This is a genomic window from Pantoea sp. JZ29, assembly GCF_035190385.1.
In the GTDB taxonomy this organism is placed as follows: Bacteria; Pseudomonadota; Gammaproteobacteria; order Enterobacterales; family Enterobacteriaceae; genus Pantoea; species Pantoea stewartii.
In genome coordinates, this window is the sequence record NZ_CP045242.1 from 285512 (window position 1) to 307018 (window position 21507).

Here is a 21507-nt window from a genome sequence, read left to right on the forward strand (position 1 = left end):
CTAGGATGAAAATTGCTCCCGCTGTGCCCGGCGTTCAATCGGCGCATTTGTCTCCCAATACCGTGGTTGAAGAGGCATCGGTACCCGTTGTGAGTTCAGCGTCTTCGGTAAGCGGCGCATCATCAAGAGTGCCCGCCTCACCGCTTGAAGACGCTATGGAAGAGGTCTCAATGACGTTTGCTGAACATGTAGAGCGTAAAAACAAAGCGCTTAACCAGCGAAAAGTCGTCGCGCAACCGGGTAGCAAATCAACTCAACATATTGAACGTATTGAAAAACTCTACGAGTTAATGAAGTTGCTTGAGCACCCACAGCATGCTCAGCTGGAAACGCAGAATCAAAAAATGCAGACGTTGCTCCAGCGATCGCCTGCGCCTGACTTAGATGCTCTGCTGGATGTCGCTGGAAAGGATCCAGCCCTTTGTGACGTTTTGTTAAGACATACGATGATAAAGGGGCAGCAGACACAGAATACGTTGATAGTGGAGCGATCGCGGCACAGCATCGAACAACTGCATGAAAAGAAGGGAGCTGAAGTCAACGCAGGTTTAAATACTGCGCACGCCATTGCCAGCTTCAGTACCGATCCGCTGCAGAAGCAAGCGTTGCGTCACCTTTACTATGAGACGATTGTTCATCTGCAATCGGGTAATGCAATGCTGGATGCGCTGCTCAACCGTTTCGGCAGCGTTAATTTCATCCAGGGTCTGCGTACCCTACAGCGAGCACTTTCAGATGATATAGCAGCGCGTAGCTCTTCCATACCGAAACGCGCGCTACAAAAAATCATGGTTAGCCTGCAGGACGCCAGTCATATCAGCCAGACGCTTACAGCAAGCAAAGTTTTAATTTCGCGACTGACCAGTAAGTTGCCCGGTGTCGGCATTACTCCCCTGGATCTCACCCGTCGTTTGCTTAACCTGAGTGGCAATGGTGCCTATTTGCGTGATTTACAAAACTTAACGCGCGATGTAGCCGGCCAGCATCCTCAACATCAGGTTTTGTTTCTCAGTGGATTGGTTCCCCTACTCAGCCATTTGCCTATGGGAGTGTGGCGTGAGGACAGAAATAAAAACCGCCACCTGGCGTTAAATCTGTTACGCACAATGATCGGTGAATATGCAGCTGCTGAGCAGCGTGCGGAGCTCAAACAATCCAGGACGGCAGGGTAAATGAGTTCGTTGTTTGTCTGGTTAAATCGTCTCGCCATTAGTGCGATGCAACGCTCGGAAGTCGTAGGTGCCACGATCGTCATGTCGATCGTGTTCATGATGATAATTCCTCTGCCAACCAGTCTGATTGATGTGCTGATCGCACTCAATATATGCATATCTTCTCTACTTATTGTTTTGGCAATGTATCTGCCAAAACCACTGGCTTTCTCGACGTTTCCTTCAGTACTGCTCTTAACAACGATGTTTCGTCTGGCGCTGTCCATCTCAACGACGCGTCAAATCCTGTTGCAACAGGATGCAGGACACATTGTTGAAGCGTTCGGAAATTTTGTAGTGGGCGGCAATCTGGCAGTAGGTCTGGTGATCTTTTTGATTCTGACCGTAGTGAATTTTCTGGTGATAACTAAGGGTTCAGAGCGCGTGGCAGAAGTGGCTGCGCGCTTCACTCTGGATGCGATGCCGGGTAAGCAGATGTCAATTGACAGCGACCTCCGCGCAGGACTCATAGAAGCCCATCAGGCACGTCAGCGACGAGAGAATCTGGCTAAAGAGAGTCAGCTATTCGGCGCGATGGACGGCGCAATGAAGTTTGTAAAAGGTGACGCCATAGCGGGCCTGGTCATTGTCTTTATCAACATGCTTGGCGGATTCGCCATTGGTGTTCTGCAAAATGGTATGGACGCCAGTGCAGCAATTCATATCTATTCTGTATTGACCATTGGTGATGGTTTGATCGCACAGATCCCCGCGCTTCTCATTTCACTGACAGCCGGGATGATTATTACCCGGGTTTCCGCTGATGGTCAGCAAGTCGATGCCAACATCGGCCGGGAAATCGCCGAACAGTTAACAAGCCAGCCTAAGGCCTGGATTATGTCTGCCGCAGGCATGCTCGGCTTTGCGCTGTTGCCCGGTATGCCCACCGCCGTCTTCATCATCATCAGTTTACTCGCCCTGGGCAGCGGTCTTTTTCAGTTATGGCGCAGTAAACATAACAGAATACGACAGGAGGCCGACCAGCTCCATTTGCAGCAGCTGGCACCAGAAGAAAATGGCTACCAGGATCTCAGGCGTTTCAACCCAACCCGCGCTTTTCTGCTGCAGTTTAGCCAGGTTCATCAGGGTGGTGAGGCTGCCACAACGCTGATACGGGAAATACGTCGTCTTCGTAATCGCCTGGTATACCGTTTTGGCTTCACGCTTCCCGGTTTCGATATCGAGTTTTCGCCCAGGCTGGCTGAGGATGAGTTTCGCTTCTGTGTTTATGAAATTCCTCTGGTGACTGCAACCTTTGGCATTCCCTTCGTGGCTGTCAGGAAAAGTGATGTGGATGCCTCGCACGGTGAGGACCATGATGAAGCTGATATTCAACTCAAGCCGGGTATTGCAGACCGGAACGAAGCTGACTATTGCTGGCTGTCACCTGACCACCCACTCCTGCAAAAGGACGAAATGCGCTACTGGGCAGCCGGGCAGCTCATTATGCTGCGCATGGAGCAGGCTATTCACCAGAGCTGCGCGCAGTTTATTGGTCTGCAGGAGAGTAAATCCATTCTTACCTGGCTGGAAAGCGAACAACCCGAGCTGGCTCAGGAATTGCAACGTATTATGCCGCTTTCCCGCTTTGCGTCCGTATTACAGCGACTGGCCTCCGAGCGTATTCCGCTGCGCTCAGTTCGCACTATTGCGGAAACACTTGTTGAACATGGACAACATGAACGAGACAGTGCGGCGCTCACCGATCTTGTCCGTATTGCATTGAAAGAGCATATCTGCCACCAGTATCTGCAACCGAATGGGCTAAATGTCTGGTTACTGACTCCGGAAACCGAAGAGCTCCTCCGTGATTCTTTACGTCAGGCACAAAATGAAACCTTTTTCTCGCTGGCGCAGGATTACGGCATCAGTTTACTGCATCAAATGCGCGATGCCTTCCCTCCTTATGACACGCCACAGGCGTTAATTCTTGTCGCCCAGGATTTACGGAGCCCTCTTCGCGCGCTGCTGAAAGATGAGTTCCATGCGGTGCCGGTTATCTCCTTCGCCGAATTGACCAGTAATGTTGCAATCAATGTGTTGGGGCGGATCGATTTACAGCTATCACCGCCTACGCTGCAGGAAGATGAATCATGCATGAATTACGCGTACTGACAGGCTTGCACCGCGGCGCTGCATTGCCGCTAAGTGGCGATAAATGGTGGATTGGTGCTGATGAACATGCCGATTTAGCCCTTTATGATCCGGGAATAAAGGATCGCCACTGTCAGCTGGTAAAAACCCCGCAGGGATGGGAAGTCAAAGCCTCTGACGGGCCAGTGAAAGATAACGAAGGGCAGCGCTGCGAAGCGCTGAGTAATCTGCAACCTGGCACAGCTTTTGCCGTCGGGCATATCTGGTTGAGCATCGTTGACGCAGCGACGCCCTGGCCGGAGGATGAGGCTGAACTGCTGCATGACGCGGAGTCAGCCCACGATAGTGAACCAACTTTGGTTGAGGCTTCAGCCTCAGTTCAACCCGTCTCAGAACACCTTTCGGCGAAGAAGAGCCCATTGCCATTTTGGGCGAAACTGTCTTACATGGGCCTGACGTTGCTGTTGGTTATAATGTTAGGGACCTGGATGCTGAATACCAGCATTGCCTCGCCCTCCGCGCCACCTGCTCCAGGTAAACCCTCGCTAACGAGCGTACCCCGGACGCGCCAGATTATTGCCAGCATGTTGCTCGACCGCGGGCTTAATAAACACGTTTCTCTCACTTCAGATAATCAAAGCGTAACCCTGTCAGGCGGGGTCACCGATGAAGAAAATCAGCGATTACAACGCATGCTGAAAACGCTTTATCGCCATTATGACGTACGGTTACCGATTCATAACCATGTGGGTGCCGCTAGCGTTAAGCTGCCGTTCAATATTGTGCAAATTACCAGCGGTGCTCACGCCAACATCGTCACTGACAGTGGTCAGCGTATATTTATAGGCGATGAAGTAGACCAGTTACGTCTGGTGGCAATTAACAGCGACAGCATTGAGTTTGCAGGGCGCGAAAATATCCGGGTGAAATGGTAATGGATACCTTAAGCCAGGATTTGAAACAGTGGTCGCTGAATCACCAACAGCGGCTTGCCCGTTATAAGCCCATCAGACGTTATGGAAGAGTCACCGGCATCAATGGGATTCTTATCGAATGCAGCCTGCCGGGCGCACGTATTGGTGATTTGTGCCTCATCCAGCGCAGTGAGGGTGACGCTGTGTTGTCCGAAATTGTAGGTTTTAGTGCAGAACACATTTTGCTTTCTGCACTCGGCGCTTTAGACGGCATATCTCAGGGTGCCCTTATCACACCCCTTTATCTCCCTCACAGCATCTGCGTGAGTGAACGGCTTATGGGGAGTGTACTTGATGGTTTTGGGCGCGCACTGGAACCTGGCGGCTACAGCGCCTTCGCTGAGCCGGGCCTTCAGTGCACTACCGTACCCGTCCTGAATGATGCACCTCCTCCTACAGAGCGACCGCGAATTGATACCGTTTTGCCAACCGGACTGCGGGCGATTGATGGTCTTTTGACGATAGGCAAGGGCCAGCGTGTTGGCGTTTTCGCCGGAGCGGGTTGTGGTAAAACGACGCTGCTGGCAGAACTGGCAAGAAATTCACCCTGTGATGTTATCGTCTTTGGTTTGATTGGCGAACGTGGTCGAGAGTTGCGCGAATTTCTCGATCATGAGCTGGACGATACCCTACGTAAACGTACCATTTTGCTATGCGCCACTTCAGACCGAAGCAGTATGGAGCGCGCCAGGGCCGCGTTTACAGCCACTGCCATTGCCGAGGCGTTTCGTGCTGAGGGCAAAAGCGTGCTGCTCATCATCGACTCTTTAACCCGCTTTGCCCGTGCCCAACGTGAAATAGGTCTCGCCTTAGGCGAACCGCCGGGACGTGGCGGGTTGCCGCCTTCTGTATATACGCTTCTGCCGCGCTTAGTAGAACGCGCCGGACAGACCCGGAAGGGAGCGATCACCGCGCTGTATTCGGTCTTGATCGAACAGGACTCTATGGGCGATCCGGTAGCCGATGAAGTTCGTTCACTGATTGATGGACACATTGTGCTCAGTCGCCGTCTGGCCGAGCGTAACCATTACCCTGCTATCGACATTCTGGCCAGCCTGAGCCGGACCATGAGTAACGTGGTAGATCAGGTTCACCTCAAGCAGGCGGGGAATATCCGTAGCCTCATAGCCGCCTACAAGCAGGTAGAAGTGCTGATTCGGTTAGGGGAATATCAACCCGGTCACGACATCCTGACGGATGCTGCCGTTAATGCGAACGACACCATCAACCATTTTCTGCGCCAGACAATGCGCACTCCTGAGCCTTTTGAACACATCCTCTCTCAACTTAATGAGGTCAGTGCCCATGCGCCAGAATGAAGACGATGAACTTGCTCAGGAAAACCCATTTGAAAGCCTACAAATGGCCCTGGAGACATTGATTCCCCTACGCCGCCAGCGTTTCATACGTGCTCAGCGCGTACAACGACAGCTGCAAAATAATCTGACTGAGGCTGAGTCACAGCAACACGTTGAAGAACAGCACCTTCAGCAAGCTCAGTTGCACTATCAACGACAACGTGAAGGCTTGCGTAAGCAATCGTGCCGGCAAACGCTCACGGCACAGGTTAACGCAGAGCGTACGGCTCTGGAGACCATGTGTCGGCAGCAGCAGAGCTGTCAGCAGTCAGAGCAACGCTGTCAACAGGTGGCTCATGAACTGACGCAAGCGTCTCAACATACGCGCGAACGGCAAAAAGATCTCGAAAAACTGGAATATTTAGCTGAACACCTGGAGGATGCATGAGAGAGCCATCGGGTTATCCTGACCGGTTACCGTCCCATAAACCTCAGCATCGGCTTGATGAGCGCGCAAGTAAGTCCACATCCGCGTCTTTCTTGCGCAAGCACGAGAGCAAAGAATCGCTGGCCACATTAGGTTCACTGTTTTTGGCCAGCACAACTTCGTACGAGCCCGTTAAGGATCAGCCGCCGGATGCATCGCCCTCGCCGGACTGGGACAGCCTTCATCAGGCGTTACTTGAACACATCGCTGACCATGCAAACGAAGACTGTGCTTTTACCCTTATGCTGCCTGAAGCAGGCGAAGTTGACGTCAGGCTCGCCCGTTGCCAGCCGGCCGGATGGGATATTGCGCTGCGCTTTTCGCCTCGCGTCTGGGATCACTGGCAGCGTCGTGAAAGACAGTGTCGCCGCCAGTTGAGTCAGTCTTTTGGTGCACCTGTCAGTCTCAGAATTGAACAGGGTAGCCTCTGATGGGCAAGATAACGCGACGACATTTCCCACTGGTGAGCCGGGCCAGTATGCAGTCACAGAATCAACTGGCGTGCAAATATTCATTTCCTTTCACGTTAGGTGATGAAGTCGGAGCACTGTCTCTTTTGCCTGGACACCTCTCCTCTCCGATCGCCCTGACTCACTGGTCTTGTGCACTGGGAAACTTTTCCCTGGGTGACGGCATACCGCTGCTTAATATGTTGTCGCTGTCACCTTTTACCGATCAGGATGTGCAGTCGCCTGCCTGTGAGTGGGAATTGATATTATTTAACCAATACCTCAGCCCAGAACTGGCGAACCTGTTTGGTGAAATAAAACGCTGCGACAGAGCTGAAAAGGATGTGTTAAGCACGAGGCTTATTGTCAGGCTCGGAGAGCGTCGTGTGGAAGGCAGACTTTATCTCAGCCATACGAGCCTGGCACACTGGCTCAGGCAACCCGGTTGGCAACCTCAACGATATACGCTGCCAGACACGCTGACTTACGTCAGGCCGTTAGTGCTTGGCCGCATCACTCTGCATACCTCACAGCTACATGCGCTTCAGGAAGGCGATGTGCTTGTTCCCCCCGTTAACTATTTTAGCCCGGATGGAAAAGGCTGCGTCAACATTGCTGGATATGAGCTGGTGGGGACACTGCAGTTGCCTCATCACTTTGTGATTACTCATCTGGAGAGAACCGCTTTGAACCCCTATGAAACTGAAGGCTCTGACGCTGTTTCCAAACGGGAACATCTTGCATCGGATGATCATGTCTCGTTAGCCATGCTGCCATTGTCGCTGGAAGTCCGATGTGGTCGAACACGCCTTACTTTAGGAGAACTGCAACACCTCCAGCCGGGCAGCGTGTTGACGCTCGATAACATGACGCCTGGCGAAGCTGATTTATATTACGGCGAGACATTAATCGCTCAGGGTGAACTTGTGGATGTGGAAGGGCAACTTGGATTACAGCTCACCCGTCTCCTGCTGACATTACAGCAGGTATGAGTATGAGTACTGAACAATTCGATCCCATGACCTTTGCTCTTTTTCTGGGCGCGCTGTCACTCATACCTATCCTGATGATCGTCTGTACCTGCTTTTTAAAAATCTCTATGGTGCTGTTGATCACACGTAATGCTATTGGGGTCCAGCAGGTTCCACCCAACATGGCCCTTTACGGCATTGCACTGGCGGCAACGCTGTTTGTTATGGCTCCCGTTTTTAATCAGATGCAGCAGCAGTTCAGTCAGGCGCCCGCAGATTTCTCGAATGTGGACAACCTGAGAACCAGCATCACCAATGGCGTAACACCGTTACAGAAATTTATGACGCATAATACCGATCCCGACATTTTGATTCACTTGCAGGAAAACAGTGTCAGGATGTGGCCGAAGTCCATGTCAGAAAATATCAGTAAAGACAACCTGTTACTTGTCATACCGGCTTTCGTTTTGTCGGAATTACAAGCTGGATTCAAGATTGGTTTCTTAATCTATATCCCGTTTATTGTTATCGACCTCATTGTTTCAAATGTTTTACTGGCGCTGGGGATGCAGATGGTGGCTCCGATGACACTTTCCCTGCCCTTAAAAATGTTGCTCTTTGTGCTTATCAATGGCTGGACACGCCTGCTGGATGGCCTGTTTTATAGTTATCTTTGAGGTGCAAGCATGGAAATAATGAATCTCTTTAAACAGGCGATGTTACTTGTGGTTCTGCTTTCTGCTCCGCCATTGCTGGTTGCCGTCATTGTTGGCGTGTTGGTTTCTCTGCTTCAGGCCGTCATGCAACTTCAGGACCAGACCCTGCCGTTCGCGATCAAACTCGTAGCGGTAGGCATTGCACTGGCATTGAGTGGTCGCTGGATTGGAGTTGAGTTGCTGGAGCTGGCCCAGCAGGCTATGGCCATGATTCCTCAAACTGGCGCTTAATCATGGCGAACACTGTCATCCACGTACTCTATGAATATCTTTTCGCCCTGGCGCTGAGTGCCGCACGTTTATATCCCTGTCTGATCCTGGTGCCGGTATTTTCTTTCAATATCCTTAAAGGGATTGTACGTAGCGGGGTGGTATTAGCGCTGGCAATCGTCCCGACTTTGGGTTTACAGGCACAACTGGCATTACAAATGCCAGGCTGGCCGCAACTTATTGCGCTTATCCTTAAAGAGGGGGTGATTGGAATTCTGCTGGGATTGGTGATCAGTATGCCCTTCTGGTTATTTCAGTCAGTCGGTGCTCTGTTCGATAACCAGCGTGGCGCCCTCATTGGGGGACAATTGAATCCGGCACTCGGTAGTGACGTGACACCGCTGGGTCTTCTGCTTCAACAGACACTCATACTGTTTCTCATTCTTACCACCGGATTGAGTGGCGTCACTCAGATTATTTGGGACAGCTATTCTGTCTGGCCGGTAATGCAGTGGTTGCCATTTCCGAATCATAATGGATTTGAGCAATATCTGGCTCTGCTGACTGACACGTTCAGTCATATTATTATTTATGCTGGTCCGCTGGTGGCACTACTACTCATGATGGATTTCAGTATTGCGATTCTCAGTCTGTATAGCCCTCAGCTACAGGCTTTTGTTCTGTCGGTTCCCGCAAAATGCCTCCTCGGTCTGCTGTTTTTTGTACTTTATATCCCAACGTTAAGCACGCTGGGAGAGGAACGACTGTACCTGCTACGCGATCTCAGCAAACTGATAAAAGGCTTATTGGGGGGACAGTGGCATGTCTGAAAAAACGGAAAAACCTACGGCGAAAAAACTTCAGGATGCGCGCCGTAAAGGCCAGGTTCCCCAAAGCCAGGACGTTCCGAAGCTTCTCATTTGTGCAGGCGTGGTTGAAACCGTAATGGCGCTGGATGATGTTGGCATGCAGAAGCTTCAGGCTCTTATGATGTTGCCGCTTATGCGCCTGAACCAGCCTTTTGAGCAGGTTCTCAGCGAGCTTGCTGGTAGTGCTTTGCTTATTGTTTCAACATTTTTTGGTATTACTGTGGCAGTGGCTGCGTTACTTCGTATTATCGGCGGTTGGATACAATATGGGCCTTTGTTTGCAACAGAAGCCCTCAAGCCTGATTTTAATCGCCTGAATCCCGTGAATCAGTTCAGGCAGATGTTTTCTGTGAAGAAACTCACCGACATGCTTAGTAGCGTGCTAAAAGCTGCGGCAATATGCACTATTTTTATTTTAGTGCTGAGTACCGATCTTGAGTCTCTTTCCCGTCTTGCTTATGGTGACCTGAACAGCTTTTGGCCTGCGGTGGAGGTTCTGCTCACCCGCGTTTCACGCCAGACACTGTTCACCTTATTGATAATGACCCTCCTGGACTTTGGCCTGCAGAAGTATTATTTCCTTAAGCAACAGCGTATGAGTCATCAGGACATACGTGATGAACATAAGCAATCCGAAGGTGACCCTCATATGAAAGGACATCGTCATGCTGTTGCACAAGAGTTGCTGAACGCGCCTGTACAGGCTGTGAAGCGAGAGCCGCTTGAAAAGGCTGACCTGCTTCTTGTCAACCCTACCCATTATGCTGTCGCGCTCTACTATCGTCCTGAGTTAACGCCCTTACCACGTATCATATGCAAAGGTGAGGACAGTGATGCTAAAACGCTGATTGTCCGGGCACAACAGGCTAGAATTCCCGTGATTCGCTTCATTTGGCTGGCCAGAACGCTTTATCAATCTCAGGAGGGGCAACTCATCCCCAGGCATACTTTGCAGGCCGTCGCGAGAGTATATCGTGTGTTGCGTGAACTGGATGACCCGTCTGACGAGGATGTGATCGAACTGGAGGCAGAATAATGGAACTTAATGCCGCATCTCGCCACTTACACGTTTTAATGCTGAGGTAGAGCAGATTGCTGTTAACAAGGAACAGGGTACGTGAAGATGATAATAACAGCTACTCCTCATCCTGACGATGTGGCTGAAATACATGAGAAATTGATGGCATTTAATTCCCGGTATGTCGATCCTGTTGAAAAAAAAGACATTGCTCTTTTCATTAATGATGATGATGGCAACAAAGTGGCTGGCTTAGTCGCTATTACATGGGGTAACTGGATGCATATACACTTTCTGTGGGTCGACGAATCACGTCGAAAAACAGGGCTTGGCGCGAGGATGCTGCACGCTGCAGAACAGGAAGCATTAGCACGTGGTTGTAAAGGCGTTTTCGTTGATACATTCAGTTTTCAGGCGCGTGAATTCTATGAGAAACAAGGCTACCTGTTGCAAATGACGATCGAGCAAATTCCCCATCATCATCGCCAGCACTTTTTAATTAAACAGTTAGAATGTGCGGTTTAATTATTACTCAGTGATGTTATAAAATGTTTTTAATAATGGAGAAAGAAAATGTTGCTCTCTAAGCAATCTGCTTCATCAGACAAAAAGTACAGACTGTATGCCAGTAAATTCGCCATGTTGGCTACTTTTTTATGCATCTTTTCCCAGTCTGCTTTTGCCAGTACGCTCAATACGGTTTCTGAGATTAACCAGGCGTTAATGAAAGGAAAAGACATTAATTTGTCTATCGATTTAACGCAGTGTTTCGATCGGGAAAACAATATCAAAGGTACCATGAGAGGCGGTATGAAGATTACGTCATACCTGATCAGACCTGACGGTTCTCTGGCTTTCTCAGATATGCACCAAACGGTTAATAATAAAGATAAACCGCAAGTCCAGTTTTTGCGCTACCGTTCAAAGGATGAAAACACCATAGGATTCTCCATGCGGACGTTTACTTTGCCAGACTGGAAGCCCTACGGCAATCCCGCTCAATACGAGTGTGCCATTAATAAAGGGATCGTGTTCTATTCTCACGATCAGGACTAACGGTTTTTCGGCTTAACTGCCCTACTGGTATTTATTTGCGGGTTTTTATTTCCTTGCAATTGAACAAGGTCGAAATTACACAATCAGAAATAAATAACGGGTTTTACAGAGTAGTATGAGCTAACGGGGCCTGCACTATAAGGTGGAGTCTACACATTTAGCGGCGGGCCCCCTCTTCCCCTGTCAGTCATCAATTCTTTTATTCCCGAGCTTTATTGTCAGAATTCACGTAGTGCTGTCCCTGGACTGTACAACTCGTAAAAGCCTGCCCGGACAGAGAGGGTGCCGTCGCTTCCGGCGACAGTGAGGCCTTTTCTGAACATATATGATGCTCAGCGTGACGCAGATGTGCGCCGCCTGGGCGAATGCGCATGGCTCCACCAGATCAACGCAGATCACGAGTTTAGCAACGTCCGCTGCTGGCACAAAACGGACGTTTTAATCTGAATTAACCCCTGCAGTGAGAGCCGTATTCATAATGCCGCTTCAGCGGCATGAAGGTGCCAGATGACGTAAAAGATGGCGCAGAACTGAACGGCGCCGTACGCCCGGCGTAGCCGGTTACAGACGCATAAATCGTAGCCTACCCTACCGTTCCCTGAACAGCCCTGCGAGCCTTTGGCATGCCGTTAGCCTGCAACATCATTGTCATCAGTAAAACCCGCGCACTGTCCAGAGATACGGTACCCAGTTTTCTGGCCATCCGTTCACGAAGCAGACAGGCCGCGTGATCGAATACCAGTACTTCTTCGACCTCCAGCTGCTCGGGTGGGTAATCTGTCCGCAGTTCATGCAAAGCCTGCTGAAGAAGCTCCTGACTGGTTCCGTATGCCAGCTGTTCGCCGCTGGACTGCCGTGTTTTTTGGGGCGTTTTTCGTTTGCGGGATTTCTTTATTTTTACCATGATGCTTAGCCAATAGTGAAGAACATGGCATCCCTGCACAATAAAGACTCAATCGGGGCTTACCGTAACGGAGTAATCAGCAACGATAAGTTTCAGATCCCGCGCCACGCTTTCCCGGTCACCACAGAAGACAAACGAGCCAAGACAATCCTTATGACAGAAGAACGCCCCTGACGCCACCTCGCCCAATTTGGGAAGCTGCTGCATCTTCAGCGTTGGCAGCCTGTCCACGGAAGGAACAGTCAGCCGGGAAACATAAAGTGTCTCTTTGGCAAGGTGCTTTTTAGGAAAGGTCATATATCCCCACGCCTCGCCCTGGGGTGCAAAATGGCGTCCCACTTCCAGCCCCAATTGCGTAGCCAGATGTGTGAAACGCAAATCTACTCCCCAGGCAATAGCGATCATTTCTACCGTCGCTGCCCCGCCGGGCCGGTATGCAATCTCAAGTAATTCTACCCCCTGCCCGTCATCACCAAATGCTTCAATATGATAAACGCCATCCGGACCGCCAAAAGCCGCTAACACCTTCTCAGTGAAAGGCCGCCAGATGTGCCGCAAATCGCGCTCCTCCACCGAAAAAAATCCCAGTGGATGCTCATCGAGGTAATCGATAGGTTTACCAATATATTTTCCCGCCGAGAGTAGCGCGAGCCGTCCTTCCAGCATTATCGCATCAAGCTGATAAACCGGCTGGGGATTGTAGCTCTCAAAAAAATATTGCTGCTCATCCATATCGCGATAGTCATCACCTTCGGTCGGCGTGATTGCACTGAGTTGCCCGGCATCAGTGATAATTTTCACCCCAACGGAGCCTGCCAGCGAGCGAGGTTTCATCACCAGCGGAAAACTCACATCGCCACGTTTAATCGCCTGCGGGCTGATTTCCCGTGCGGTGAGGATGCCTGCGCGACAGGCAATCTCTTTCATCTTCTTTTTATCGCGAAATCGGGCCGCCATATCAAAGGTTAGTCCCGGCAGTTGCCAGCGATGGTTGGCCCAGGCCGCAATCCATACGGCGAACTCATCATTGGGAATCACCCGCGTGACTGAAAATGACTGTGCAATCTGGCTGAACACATCTTCCACATCGTGATGGCGGGCAAAATCCCTGACGATAAAGACATCCTCGCGATGCAAATCATCTGCCGCCTGGTTTTTCAAATCTTCAAGAAGATAGATAAACCGCCACGGCCGGTTGGGATACGCTGTCTTGATGTCAGTGACCACCTCGCCGACATCCAGTTCTGATGAAACGATCAGGATGATCTGCATCTCTTTTTTACTCATTCTTTGTCACCTTGTCCTGACTGTAAGCGCGGTTTTTGTTCACAGCCGTTAAGTGACCATTCTCAATATTAAGGCTGATACTCCGGCGCAACCTGTACCAGATAATGTGCATTCAGATAATTCACATCTCTTGAAACCTGCTCGCGATCGCCACAAAATACAAAGGATCCCAGTGAGTCTTTGTAGCAATAGAACTCTCCTGAGGCGATATCTCCGGCAACGGGAACCTTATGCGACTTAAGCGTTGCCATATGCTGTAATGGCGGCAGGTGGACACGGGTGACATACAGTGTCTGAGTAGCAAGATGTTTCTTTGGAAAGGTCATATAGCCAAAGGCTTCTTCCCTGCGCTGAACGAGAAGACCAACATTAAGTCCCAGTTGCGCAGCCAGATGAATATGTTTCAGATTCAGCCCGTACACCATCTCGACCATTTCCACGATTGCCGCACCGCCGGGACGCCAGGCAATTTCGAGTAATTCCACGCCCGCACCGGAATCAGCAAAAGCTTCGATGTGGTAAACCCCCTCCGGCGCGTCGAAAGCAGCAAGAACTTTTTCGGTAAAAGGTTGCCAGACATCCTCAACGGTATGATCACAGACTGACAACACACCGACAGGCTTTTCCTGCAAAAAGTTAATCGGCTTACCTAAATATTCACCGACGGAAATAAACGAGAGACGACCATTAATCACTACACAATCAATATGATAAATTGTGTTTGGATTATATTGCTCAATAAAGTATTGCCGCTCATCCATATCGCGGTATTCCGGCGACCAGTCAATATCTATATTGGCAAGCTGCTTTGCATCAGAGACGATTTTTATGCCCATTGAGCCTGCCAGCGAACGTGGTTTTACTATCACCGGAAAGGCAACATCTCCATTTTCGATATCCTGAAGAGTTATTTCCCGCGCGGTGGCAATGCCAGCCTGCTGCGCCAGCTCTTTCATGCGTTTTTTATCGCGAAATTTCCTTGCTTCCGCGCAGGTTATTCCGGTTAATTGCCAGAAATCATTGGCAAAGGCAGCCACGTAAACCGCAAACTCATCGCAGGATATGACCAGCGAGACATCATATTGCTGATCGATCTTATGCAATACCGCCTTAATATCCTCCAACGCGGCGAAGTCACGCACAATAAAATTTTCAGGCCGCTCCTTTTCACAGGTGGCCACACCAAGATAATCCTCTATGAGATAGATAAAATGATGTGTTTTAAGCCCGTGCATGGCCTTGACGGCCTCAACCGTTTTCGCCGCATCCAGCTCGGAGGAGACAATCAATACTGTCTGAGTGGGTTGCATTTTGACATCCTGTTATTTTCCTTTTAATTGTGTAAAACGTTCTATGCCGTGATGCAGAGCCAGATGGCTCTGCGTGAGATCAAATGCTTTCTATCCATTGCATACGGGACAATGGCTGTTATGAGTAGAGTTATCAGATATAGCTCTTCAGACTTCCGCTTCGCTTCACATCCAACGTGGCGCAGTGGAATGAACCACCAAATGTCTGGAAATGCTTAAACGGACAAAGAACGGTTCTGAAACCCCATTTACGGAAGGCAGAAATCAGTGCTTCTTCATCTTTCTCAACCACCACGGTTTTTTCATCCAACATCAGTACATTCACGTGGATCCATTTTGAGGTGATGTATAAAGGATGGTCGTCCGGCAGATTAGAAGCAGGCGGATGCAATATTTCCCAGTCTCTGAAAATATCAGGGATCTGCGGTACCCAACCTTTATTAATTAATACGCGGCCCGGTGCCAACGGCAATATCGTCGTATCAATATGCATGGGACCTGGCTCTTCAAACTCATAGATATGGACGCGATAATCAGGCCCCAGCGTTCTGCGCAGCCACTCGATACCTTTATTATTGGTGACATGACTACGCTGACCTATAATGTCCCGCCCCATTCTCATAAAGTCGGCTGCGTCAAAAAGTGGCTCTACTTCGGTAATGATCGAATTAAAGGGGAGTTCCTGTTCGAAGTCATACTCTGTTTGCCATACATCATCTTTCAGCATCGGCTTGGGTGCAGAAATCCACTCCGCCCCTCTGGTGAAATAATCATTCAGGATGCTGCGAAAGGCGAAGGTTTCGAAATAACGGCTGCGCCATGACATCGGCACTTCAATGATTTTCTTTCCGATAGCAAACAGGCAGTCTCGCGGCATCGCGGAATAGAAGGTTCCACCGGTGGTAAAGTGCGGTGTGACGATCGGCTGATGATGATTTGACTCATCAGGGCGGCGTACTCTGATCCCTTCAGCTTGCAGGATTTCGGCAAAGGTATTCACTTCCTGCCTGGCTTTAACTACGAGTTCTTCCGGGAAACGTTGCCCGGAATACTCATGGAAAAAACCACTGGTTTCCTTAGGAATAATAGCTTTAAGGCCGGTGTCCCAATCCGGAACACGAATATCGTCCATAATCCCGACAATGACCTCTTCAAGTGGGTCCCATTCCGTATAAACTTCCACCGGGCTTTCATCTGTTGAAAAACAGGAGGTTTCTTCTTTTTGAAACTGCATGCTTTACCTTTAAAGTAATGTAATTTTTTGAACACTTTTCCTTAACATACTTAAACCGTCACGTTGCTGAAAAAAGCCCTTAGCAGCTGAACGAGTAACAGCAAACTGGCGGCCTGGCACAGTATTCTCCTGGCAGATGATAAATATAATCACTTGATAATTATTATAAAATCATCTGTATTGGTGGGTGGTTAAAGACGGATATGAGTTCCCGGTTAAGTTTCTTATAGGAACAATCCTGGTTAGTTATTAATTATTTTAAATAATAATTAAAAACTATTGGCAACGCCGCGGGGCTGAACAGACGGGCTGAGTTGCGCTGGCACCGGTGAGATTCCGGTGCGCCATAACCGCCATGCATGAGAAATATTTTTTCGTTGCAAAAGGACAAAAAGTACGGCAAGGCATCAGAGCCATTCAGCAACGTCACTGCGTACAGAAGCTATCATAGCGTGGTGGGCCCGGTTAACACGGGCGTAATCAGGCGGGTCTAATAGCCCCGGGACACTGAACAAACAGCGTCCGGGGTAATTTAACTGTCAGACAGCAAAATCCTTAATCATGCTTACAGCTGGATTAAAACCCCACCGCGGCTCCTGCCGGACGGCGGATGTCATTTGCACCGTACAGCCAGCCCGGTCTCAATTTCCCAGAAACGGCAGAATCATTACCGGAGTCAGCCGCTTTTTTACCCTCGCTGAGTTTTGGCGCAACCATAATCAGTTCGGTCGCGCCCCACGGGGTCTGCTCGGTCAGCTTATAACCGCGCTGGCGTAGCAGCCTTAAAGTATCAAACGACAGCCCGTGCTGCTCATAATAGACTTCATCCGGTAGCCACTGGTGGTGCACCCTCGGCGCATCCACCGCTTCCTGCGGCAACATCCCGTGATCGATGATATTGAGCGCCACCTGCAAGGATGCAGTAATGATGCGCGACCCACCCGGCGAGCCCAGCACCAGGAACACCTCGTTGTCGTGCGTCACAATGGTCGGCGCCATTGACGACAGGGGGCGTTTACCGGGAGCAATCGCATTGTTTGCTCCCTGTACCAGTCCGAACATGTTCTTCTCACCAATTTTTGTGGTGAAATCATCCATCTCATCGTTGAGGAAAAAACCGGTGCCCGGCGCCATAACCACAGCACCGAATCGCCCGTTGATGGTATAGGTGGTGGACACGGCATTACCTTGTTCATCAACCACAGAATAGTGGGTGGTTTCCGGACGCTCACCATTCACCTGTTTGCTTTCAGGTAGCCGGGATGGCGTCGCATCGGTCGGATGAATGCCCTGCCGCATTTCATCTGCATAAGATGTGCTAAGCAATTTATCTAGCGGGTTGTGGATAAACTCAGGATCGCCCAGTGAATTATTGCGATCAAAGTAAGCGATACGCATCGCTTCCGTCATCACATGAACCGAGTCGGCAGAATTAAAGCCCAGCGCACGTATGTCATAGCCAGAAAGGATATTCACCATCTCGCAAAGCGCGACGCCACCGGAGCTGGGAGGTGGGGAAGAGATAAATTCATAACCCCGATAGTGACACCGCAAAGGTGCACTTTCGGTGACATGATAACGGGCAAAGTCCGCAGCAGTAATAATTGCCCCCCCTTTCGCCGCAGCCGCCTCAACGCGCTGAGGAATCGGCTGCTTGTAAAAGTAATCCGTCCCGGACTGGGAAATATGGCTAAGAGTTTCAGCCAGTTCAGACTGTTTCAGATTGTCACCCGGCTGAAGTGGCGAACCGTCTGGCCGCAGAAACCACCTCGCCGCCTGCGCATCCGTGCGGAACCGGTTGACGGTAGTATCCAGAATATCGGTATCCGCTCGCGTCAGAATAAAGCCCTGACGGGCCAGTCTTATCGCCGGTGCCATAACCTGCTGACGGCTGAGTTTGCCATAGTGTCTCTGAACGTAATCCAGCCCCATTACCGTGCCGGGGACGGCCACCGCAGAATAACCATGCAGGCTGGCATCAGAGCGCACTTTACCCTGCGGATCAAGATACATATCGGCACGCGCAGCGGCAGGCGCGGTTTCACGGAAGTTAATAAAGGTATCTTTGCCGTCAGCAAGATGGATCAGCATAAAACCACCACCACCAATATTGCCGCAGCAAGGATTAACTACGGCCTGAGCATAGCCTACCGCGACCGCTGCATCGATGGCATTACCACCCTGTTTCAGGATATCGATGCCCACCTGAGAAGCGATCGCCTGTGAGCTTACCACCATTCCGTGGCGAGCTTCGATGGCTGGCGCAGAAGCAGCCTCAACCTGACCCGCAGTAATAACGCCAGATGTTAAAAGAAAAATGAAAAGAATATTACGTAACATGGAATAATTTCTCTTTAACCAAAAAAATATGGCGCATCCCTACGCCATAACATCATGATTATTATGTTTTATCAGCTTCACTGACCAGTAGGTAGCCACGGTTCTCAGCACCATCAAGCGTGTTCATCCCCTTAAACAGGGTCTGACTGTCGATCCAAATCCACGGATGTTCGGTATTGGATACATCCATGATCAGAAATGAATCAGATTTGGCATCATAAGCGCCCAGAGGAGAGAAATGTCCACCGCCCGACTGGCCTATGGCACTGCGTAAAAAGTTGACGATGACAAAAGAGTTATCCTGCTGCATGGCGGCAATAATCTCTTTCTTCATCTTGTCCTGCTGTGCGAGATCTTTCACCGGCACCGCTTTAACTTTTAATCCGGCATTACTGAGCAGACGACGTTCATCTTCCAGATGCAGACCATAATCAGACTGCCCGCCAGGCGTTTTCGGTTTACCGAAAATCTCAATGCGTGGTTTGCTGCTGTATTTAACTACGCTGGTCTGAGTATAACGATTCCAGAATGGCTGCCAGCCGTTATTCTTTGGAAAATAAACCCTATCCTCAGTGTTTATTAAGCTGCTATCTGGCTCAATTTTCTTATTTTTATGCAGCCGCAAGCTATTCAGCACGATAGTTGCTGAAGCAATGCCACAATAGACTTTATTATTCTGCCCTTCAAACTGCGGGGCCAGAGAAAAGAAATCCTGTTTAACCGTTGCCTGTGTTAAACGCTGAATTCCTTCTGGGCTTTGCCAGTCAACAATCTGACTGAACCCGCTGACAGGCATCAAACAAATCGTCAACAGGGCAATACGAGAGGTTATTTTTTTCATTACTGTTCCCAAATTTTATAGTGCGCATCTCAACATGCCACAAAAGAGCATTATGCAATTGAGATCGGTAAAAATTATTTCAGTAGTTGATAATAGGTAGGGTTATCGTCACACTGCCCACCGCCACATTCCAGCACCGTTGAAAGCAAATTCGCCACCATCAGCAAAGCAAAAACAGCCACAACTGCACATTGAATCAACGGATTGCGGATAGGTCCTGCCGTGGCTTTTTCAGGCGTAACCATCAGGGTAATGGCAACACCAAACACAATCGCCACCGCTAAAATAAAACTCCATGTATAAAGATGCAGACCAAGGAAAGGAAGACCATAACCTTTATCGCCCGGCAAAATATGCAGGAAAATATGGCGGGCAGCGACGGCAGCCAGCGCCAGAGCGCCAATAATCACCATGCCGTAATGCAGCTTTTTATTACCAAAACAGAGATTAAACAGTAACCCCGACCCGATAAGCAACAAAGCCGCACGTTGCAGCAGACAAAGCGGACATGGCAGATCGAAAAATCTCAGCTGAAAATAGAACGCGCAGAGTAACGCAACACTCACCAGGAGCAGCATCAACAGATTAAGCGGACGCGAAATATCTTTTTTTTCTGTAAATTGCATAGTGGCCTCTAAAACGAAAGGAGAAGTGCATCGGTGGCGTGATATTTCAACCAGGCGAGAATGATGACAAGGTCGGCAAACCAGAACAGATAAGCCAGTTTTCGTTTACCGGCCAGCGCACTGAAAATGGTTCCGCAACCCATCAGGAAGGGTAAATACATAAACATGTATGACTCCATTAATAAAAGTAAAATGCCATATCATCTTCCTCCGGCATATAATCGGATAAGGCGACAGGTCCATCCTGTGTTCACAATCCGATGAACATAACCTAAGAAACAGATGAACGGCGTTGAGTGGTGAGAATGGATATTCAGTTCCAGTGGGATTGAACAGAACAGTATTTTATTCTGCCAGAGGACCAGTAATAATTTTTTGCGAAGGGAATATGTCATTATCTGAACATGATTGACCTGCTCCCCGTTGATTAATACACCGCGATGTCAGTAATGGAGTGTGAGTAAAAATGGCGGATATGGTCACGCAGCGTGACGCTATGAAAAGGAATGATTAAGCTCACGTTCTTTCTGTATCTGACGTGTGTGCTCCGGCATCAGCTCTGTCTTTACGCGCTCAGGGCCGGACGGCTGCAGCGCCTCCTACCAGGCGGGTCGCCGCAAAGGACAAATCAGACATGGTCCGGTTTAGCTGTCCGGGCGCGAGTGGAAAAATTTTTGGCCAGACAAAAATTTCTCCGGCGAGAGGCTTCAGCCATCCCTGGACAGCCAGGCGGTTTGTGCTTGTCTCAGCCCCGGCAAAAGGACTCAGACAGGCGAACACCCCACCTGCAGAAAGCGGGAACTCGCCGCAACGGCGTGACGTGCGGAGCGCCGCAAGGTGAGAGGAGTTGCGTCAGGATGGAACCCCGCAACTGCGGAGCATGACAGCCGACCGGACGCCATACTGCTGCCCGTAAAGTGGCTTTTAGGAAAGGGAAGAAAATGAAAGTCAGAGAATGGATGTCAGAAAGGCAGGCGATGGATTACTGTGCTGAGCAGGAGAAAGGATAAGGCCGGTGCGTCAGCTCCGGCTCTGTCCAACTTTTATTCAGGCGCTACCTGAACTACTGTGTTTAAGATATTGCCTGAAAAAAACGTTTCTCAGCTCATCTTCTGTCGGTATTTCACCCTCTATAGAAAGCTTAGCGGGTAAAAGTGACATATTAGATTTCTCGCTGACAGGTTTGAGGACGGTAGAGCTACGAATCAGGCTCATGATCGCATTCTGGAAATCTCTGTCATGATGAGTAAGACTCGTTAATATGGCAATTCCGCCTTTGATATCCCGAAGCTCTCCTCTCTTTTTCGCAAGGCAAACCATATACAGATTTGATTCCGCCCGACGCCAGAAAGCCTCTGCTATTCCCGGTTCATTGATTGTTTCATAGCTTGTGATGCTTTCCCCACCCGCATTAACTTTGAATGCTGCAAGTGATATTGAAACAGACATCATTTCTCCTTTATATAACCTGGCCCACATAACGGGTTAAAGATAAAAACCTGTGTTCAATGCATAACAGAGCCGCGCAGAGGGCACAAAGTGAAACAGCGTCTTTTAACGCAGGTCGAATAAATCCAATCACACAGACTGATATCGTCCAGATGTGGAGACC

At 49.7% G+C, this 21507-nt stretch carries 22 protein-coding genes; 13 read left to right on the top strand and 9 right to left on the bottom strand.

Annotation, left to right across the window (positions count from 1 at the left end; all coding sequences use genetic code 11):
* The first annotated feature begins 5 nt into the window (after positions 1-5).
* The 13 genes from sctW (at position 6) to GC090_RS21285 (ending at position 11353) form a co-directional block, all read left to right on the top strand.
* Complete coding sequence (gene sctW / locus GC090_RS21225) at positions 6-1172, top strand: type III secretion system gatekeeper subunit SctW (protein ID WP_324021680.1); 1167 nt, start codon at positions 6-8, stop codon at positions 1170-1172.
* Complete coding sequence (sctV, locus tag GC090_RS21230) at positions 1173-3326, top strand: type III secretion system export apparatus subunit SctV (RefSeq protein ID WP_324021682.1); 2154 nt, start codon at positions 1173-1175, stop codon at positions 3324-3326.
* Positions 3305-4240 carry a type III secretion system inner membrane ring subunit SctD gene (gene sctD / locus GC090_RS21235; protein ID WP_324021684.1) on the top strand — a complete coding sequence of 312 codons (936 nt, stop codon included), beginning with the start codon at positions 3305-3307 and terminating at the stop codon, positions 4238-4240. Before sctV ends, sctD begins: the two co-directional genes overlap by 22 nt.
* Positions 4234-5598, top strand: coding sequence for a FliI/YscN family ATPase (locus GC090_RS21240; RefSeq protein ID WP_164483375.1), 1365 nt, complete (start codon positions 4234-4236; stop codon positions 5596-5598). Before sctD ends, GC090_RS21240 begins: the two co-directional genes overlap by 7 nt.
* The gene (locus GC090_RS21245; RefSeq protein WP_050505023.1) at positions 5585-6025 is read left to right on the top strand and encodes a hypothetical protein; all 441 of its coding nucleotides are present in this window, start codon (positions 5585-5587) and stop codon (positions 6023-6025) included. Before GC090_RS21240 ends, GC090_RS21245 begins: the two co-directional genes overlap by 14 nt.
* On the top strand, positions 6022-6495 hold the full coding sequence (locus GC090_RS21250; protein ID WP_226376370.1) for a type III secretion system HrpP C-terminal domain-containing protein: 474 nt from the start codon (positions 6022-6024) through the stop codon (positions 6493-6495). The genes GC090_RS21245 and GC090_RS21250 overlap by 4 nt, the downstream gene beginning before the upstream one ends.
* Positions 6495-7505, top strand: coding sequence for a FliM/FliN family flagellar motor switch protein (locus tag GC090_RS21255; protein ID WP_205954549.1), 1011 nt, complete (start codon positions 6495-6497; stop codon positions 7503-7505). The genes GC090_RS21250 and GC090_RS21255 overlap by 1 nt, the downstream gene beginning before the upstream one ends.
* A 2-nt stretch (positions 7506-7507) precedes the next feature.
* Complete coding sequence (sctR, locus tag GC090_RS21260; protein ID WP_033742541.1) at positions 7508-8161, top strand: type III secretion system export apparatus subunit SctR; 654 nt, start codon at positions 7508-7510, stop codon at positions 8159-8161.
* 9 nt (positions 8162-8170) lie between these two features.
* On the top strand, positions 8171-8431 hold the full coding sequence (sctS, locus tag GC090_RS21265; protein WP_033742539.1) for a type III secretion system export apparatus subunit SctS: 261 nt from the start codon (positions 8171-8173) through the stop codon (positions 8429-8431).
* A 2-nt stretch (positions 8432-8433) separates the two neighbouring features.
* Positions 8434-9240: a type III secretion system export apparatus subunit SctT gene (sctT, locus tag GC090_RS21270; RefSeq protein ID WP_324021686.1), complete on the top strand. Its 807-nt coding sequence runs from the start codon at positions 8434-8436 to the stop codon at positions 9238-9240.
* Positions 9233-10315 carry a type III secretion system export apparatus subunit SctU gene (sctU, locus tag GC090_RS21275; RefSeq protein ID WP_324021688.1) on the top strand — a complete coding sequence of 361 codons (1083 nt, stop codon included), beginning with the start codon at positions 9233-9235 and terminating at the stop codon, positions 10313-10315. Before sctT ends, sctU begins: the two co-directional genes overlap by 8 nt.
* Before the next feature lie 81 nt (positions 10316-10396).
* Positions 10397-10822 (top strand): GNAT family N-acetyltransferase, encoded by a 426-nt coding sequence (locus tag GC090_RS21280; protein ID WP_324021690.1) that lies wholly within the window; start codon positions 10397-10399, stop codon positions 10820-10822.
* A 48-nt stretch (positions 10823-10870) separates the two neighbouring features.
* Positions 10871-11353 carry a VirK family protein gene (locus GC090_RS21285; RefSeq protein WP_172913328.1) on the top strand — a complete coding sequence of 161 codons (483 nt, stop codon included), beginning with the start codon at positions 10871-10873 and terminating at the stop codon, positions 11351-11353.
* 583 nt (positions 11354-11936) lie between these two features.
* On the opposite strand, the gene GC090_RS21290 is transcribed toward GC090_RS21285, so the two are convergent.
* From GC090_RS21290 to GC090_RS21330, 9 genes are all read right to left on the bottom strand, one after another.
* Complete coding sequence (locus tag GC090_RS21290) at positions 11937-12257, bottom strand: hypothetical protein (RefSeq protein WP_172913176.1); 321 nt, start codon at positions 12255-12257, stop codon at positions 11937-11939.
* A 48-nt stretch (positions 12258-12305) separates the two neighbouring features.
* Complete coding sequence (locus tag GC090_RS21295) at positions 12306-13544, bottom strand: ATP-grasp domain-containing protein (protein WP_324021693.1); 1239 nt, start codon at positions 13542-13544, stop codon at positions 12306-12308.
* A gap of 68 nt (positions 13545-13612) precedes the next feature.
* Positions 13613-14854, bottom strand: coding sequence for an ATP-grasp domain-containing protein (locus GC090_RS21300; protein ID WP_277284753.1), 1242 nt, complete (start codon positions 14852-14854; stop codon positions 13613-13615).
* A 133-nt stretch (positions 14855-14987) separates the two neighbouring features.
* On the bottom strand, positions 14988-16088 hold the full coding sequence (locus tag GC090_RS21305) for an amidinotransferase (RefSeq protein WP_324021696.1): 1101 nt from the start codon (positions 16086-16088) through the stop codon (positions 14988-14990).
* Between the two features lie 576 nt (positions 16089-16664).
* On the bottom strand, positions 16665-18428 hold the full coding sequence (gene ggt, locus GC090_RS21310; protein ID WP_324021698.1) for a gamma-glutamyltransferase: 1764 nt from the start codon (positions 18426-18428) through the stop codon (positions 16665-16667).
* A 61-nt stretch (positions 18429-18489) separates the two neighbouring features.
* Positions 18490-19269: a phytochelatin synthase family protein gene (locus GC090_RS21315; RefSeq protein ID WP_324021700.1), complete on the bottom strand. Its 780-nt coding sequence runs from the start codon at positions 19267-19269 to the stop codon at positions 18490-18492.
* A gap of 74 nt (positions 19270-19343) precedes the next feature.
* Positions 19344-19895, bottom strand: coding sequence for a disulfide bond formation protein B (locus GC090_RS21320; protein ID WP_324021702.1), 552 nt, complete (start codon positions 19893-19895; stop codon positions 19344-19346).
* An 8-nt stretch (positions 19896-19903) separates the two neighbouring features.
* Positions 19904-20062 (bottom strand): DUF5993 family protein, encoded by a 159-nt coding sequence (locus GC090_RS21325; RefSeq protein ID WP_006122093.1) that lies wholly within the window; start codon positions 20060-20062, stop codon positions 19904-19906.
* A gap of 880 nt (positions 20063-20942) precedes the next feature.
* Positions 20943-21347, bottom strand: a complete 405-nt coding sequence (locus tag GC090_RS21330) for a hypothetical protein (protein ID WP_164483381.1) — start codon at positions 21345-21347, stop codon at positions 20943-20945.
* Positions 21348-21507 lie beyond the last annotated feature (160 nt).

Excerpts from the sequence above, each read along its gene's own strand:
- sctW (WP_324021680.1), top strand. The coding sequence starts at position 6 with ATGAAAATTGCTCCCGCTGTGCCCGGCGTTCAATCGGCGCATTTGTCT.
- sctV (WP_324021682.1), top strand. The coding sequence starts at position 1,173 with ATGAGTTCGTTGTTTGTCTGGTTAAATCGTCTCGCCATTAGTGCGATG.
- sctD (WP_324021684.1), top strand. The coding sequence starts at position 3,305 with ATGCATGAATTACGCGTACTGACAGGCTTGCACCGCGGCGCTGCATTG.
- GC090_RS21240 (WP_164483375.1), top strand. The coding sequence starts at position 4,234 with ATGGTAATGGATACCTTAAGCCAGGATTTGAAACAGTGGTCGCTGAAT.
- GC090_RS21245 (WP_050505023.1), top strand. The coding sequence starts at position 5,585 with ATGCGCCAGAATGAAGACGATGAACTTGCTCAGGAAAACCCATTTGAA.
- GC090_RS21250 (WP_226376370.1), top strand. The coding sequence starts at position 6,022 with ATGAGAGAGCCATCGGGTTATCCTGACCGGTTACCGTCCCATAAACCT.
- GC090_RS21255 (WP_205954549.1), top strand. The coding sequence starts at position 6,495 with ATGGGCAAGATAACGCGACGACATTTCCCACTGGTGAGCCGGGCCAGT.
- sctR (WP_033742541.1), top strand. The coding sequence starts at position 7,508 with ATGAGTACTGAACAATTCGATCCCATGACCTTTGCTCTTTTTCTGGGC.
- sctS (WP_033742539.1), top strand. The coding sequence starts at position 8,171 with ATGGAAATAATGAATCTCTTTAAACAGGCGATGTTACTTGTGGTTCTG.
- sctT (WP_324021686.1), top strand. The coding sequence starts at position 8,434 with ATGGCGAACACTGTCATCCACGTACTCTATGAATATCTTTTCGCCCTG.
- sctU (WP_324021688.1), top strand. The coding sequence starts at position 9,233 with ATGTCTGAAAAAACGGAAAAACCTACGGCGAAAAAACTTCAGGATGCG.
- GC090_RS21285 (WP_172913328.1), top strand. The coding sequence starts at position 10,871 with ATGTTGCTCTCTAAGCAATCTGCTTCATCAGACAAAAAGTACAGACTG.
- GC090_RS21290 (WP_172913176.1), bottom strand. The coding sequence starts at position 12,257 with ATGGTAAAAATAAAGAAATCCCGCAAACGAAAAACGCCCCAAAAAACA.
- GC090_RS21295 (WP_324021693.1), bottom strand. The coding sequence starts at position 13,544 with ATGAGTAAAAAAGAGATGCAGATCATCCTGATCGTTTCATCAGAACTG.
- GC090_RS21300 (WP_277284753.1), bottom strand. The coding sequence starts at position 14,854 with ATGCAACCCACTCAGACAGTATTGATTGTCTCCTCCGAGCTGGATGCG.
- GC090_RS21305 (WP_324021696.1), bottom strand. The coding sequence starts at position 16,088 with ATGCAGTTTCAAAAAGAAGAAACCTCCTGTTTTTCAACAGATGAAAGC.
- ggt (WP_324021698.1), bottom strand. The coding sequence starts at position 18,428 with ATGTTACGTAATATTCTTTTCATTTTTCTTTTAACATCTGGCGTTATT.
- GC090_RS21315 (WP_324021700.1), bottom strand. The coding sequence starts at position 19,269 with ATGAAAAAAATAACCTCTCGTATTGCCCTGTTGACGATTTGTTTGATG.
- GC090_RS21320 (WP_324021702.1), bottom strand. The coding sequence starts at position 19,895 with ATGCAATTTACAGAAAAAAAAGATATTTCGCGTCCGCTTAATCTGTTG.
- GC090_RS21325 (WP_006122093.1), bottom strand. The coding sequence starts at position 20,062 with ATGTTTATGTATTTACCCTTCCTGATGGGTTGCGGAACCATTTTCAGT.
- GC090_RS21330 (WP_164483381.1), bottom strand. The coding sequence starts at position 21,347 with ATGATGTCTGTTTCAATATCACTTGCAGCATTCAAAGTTAATGCGGGT.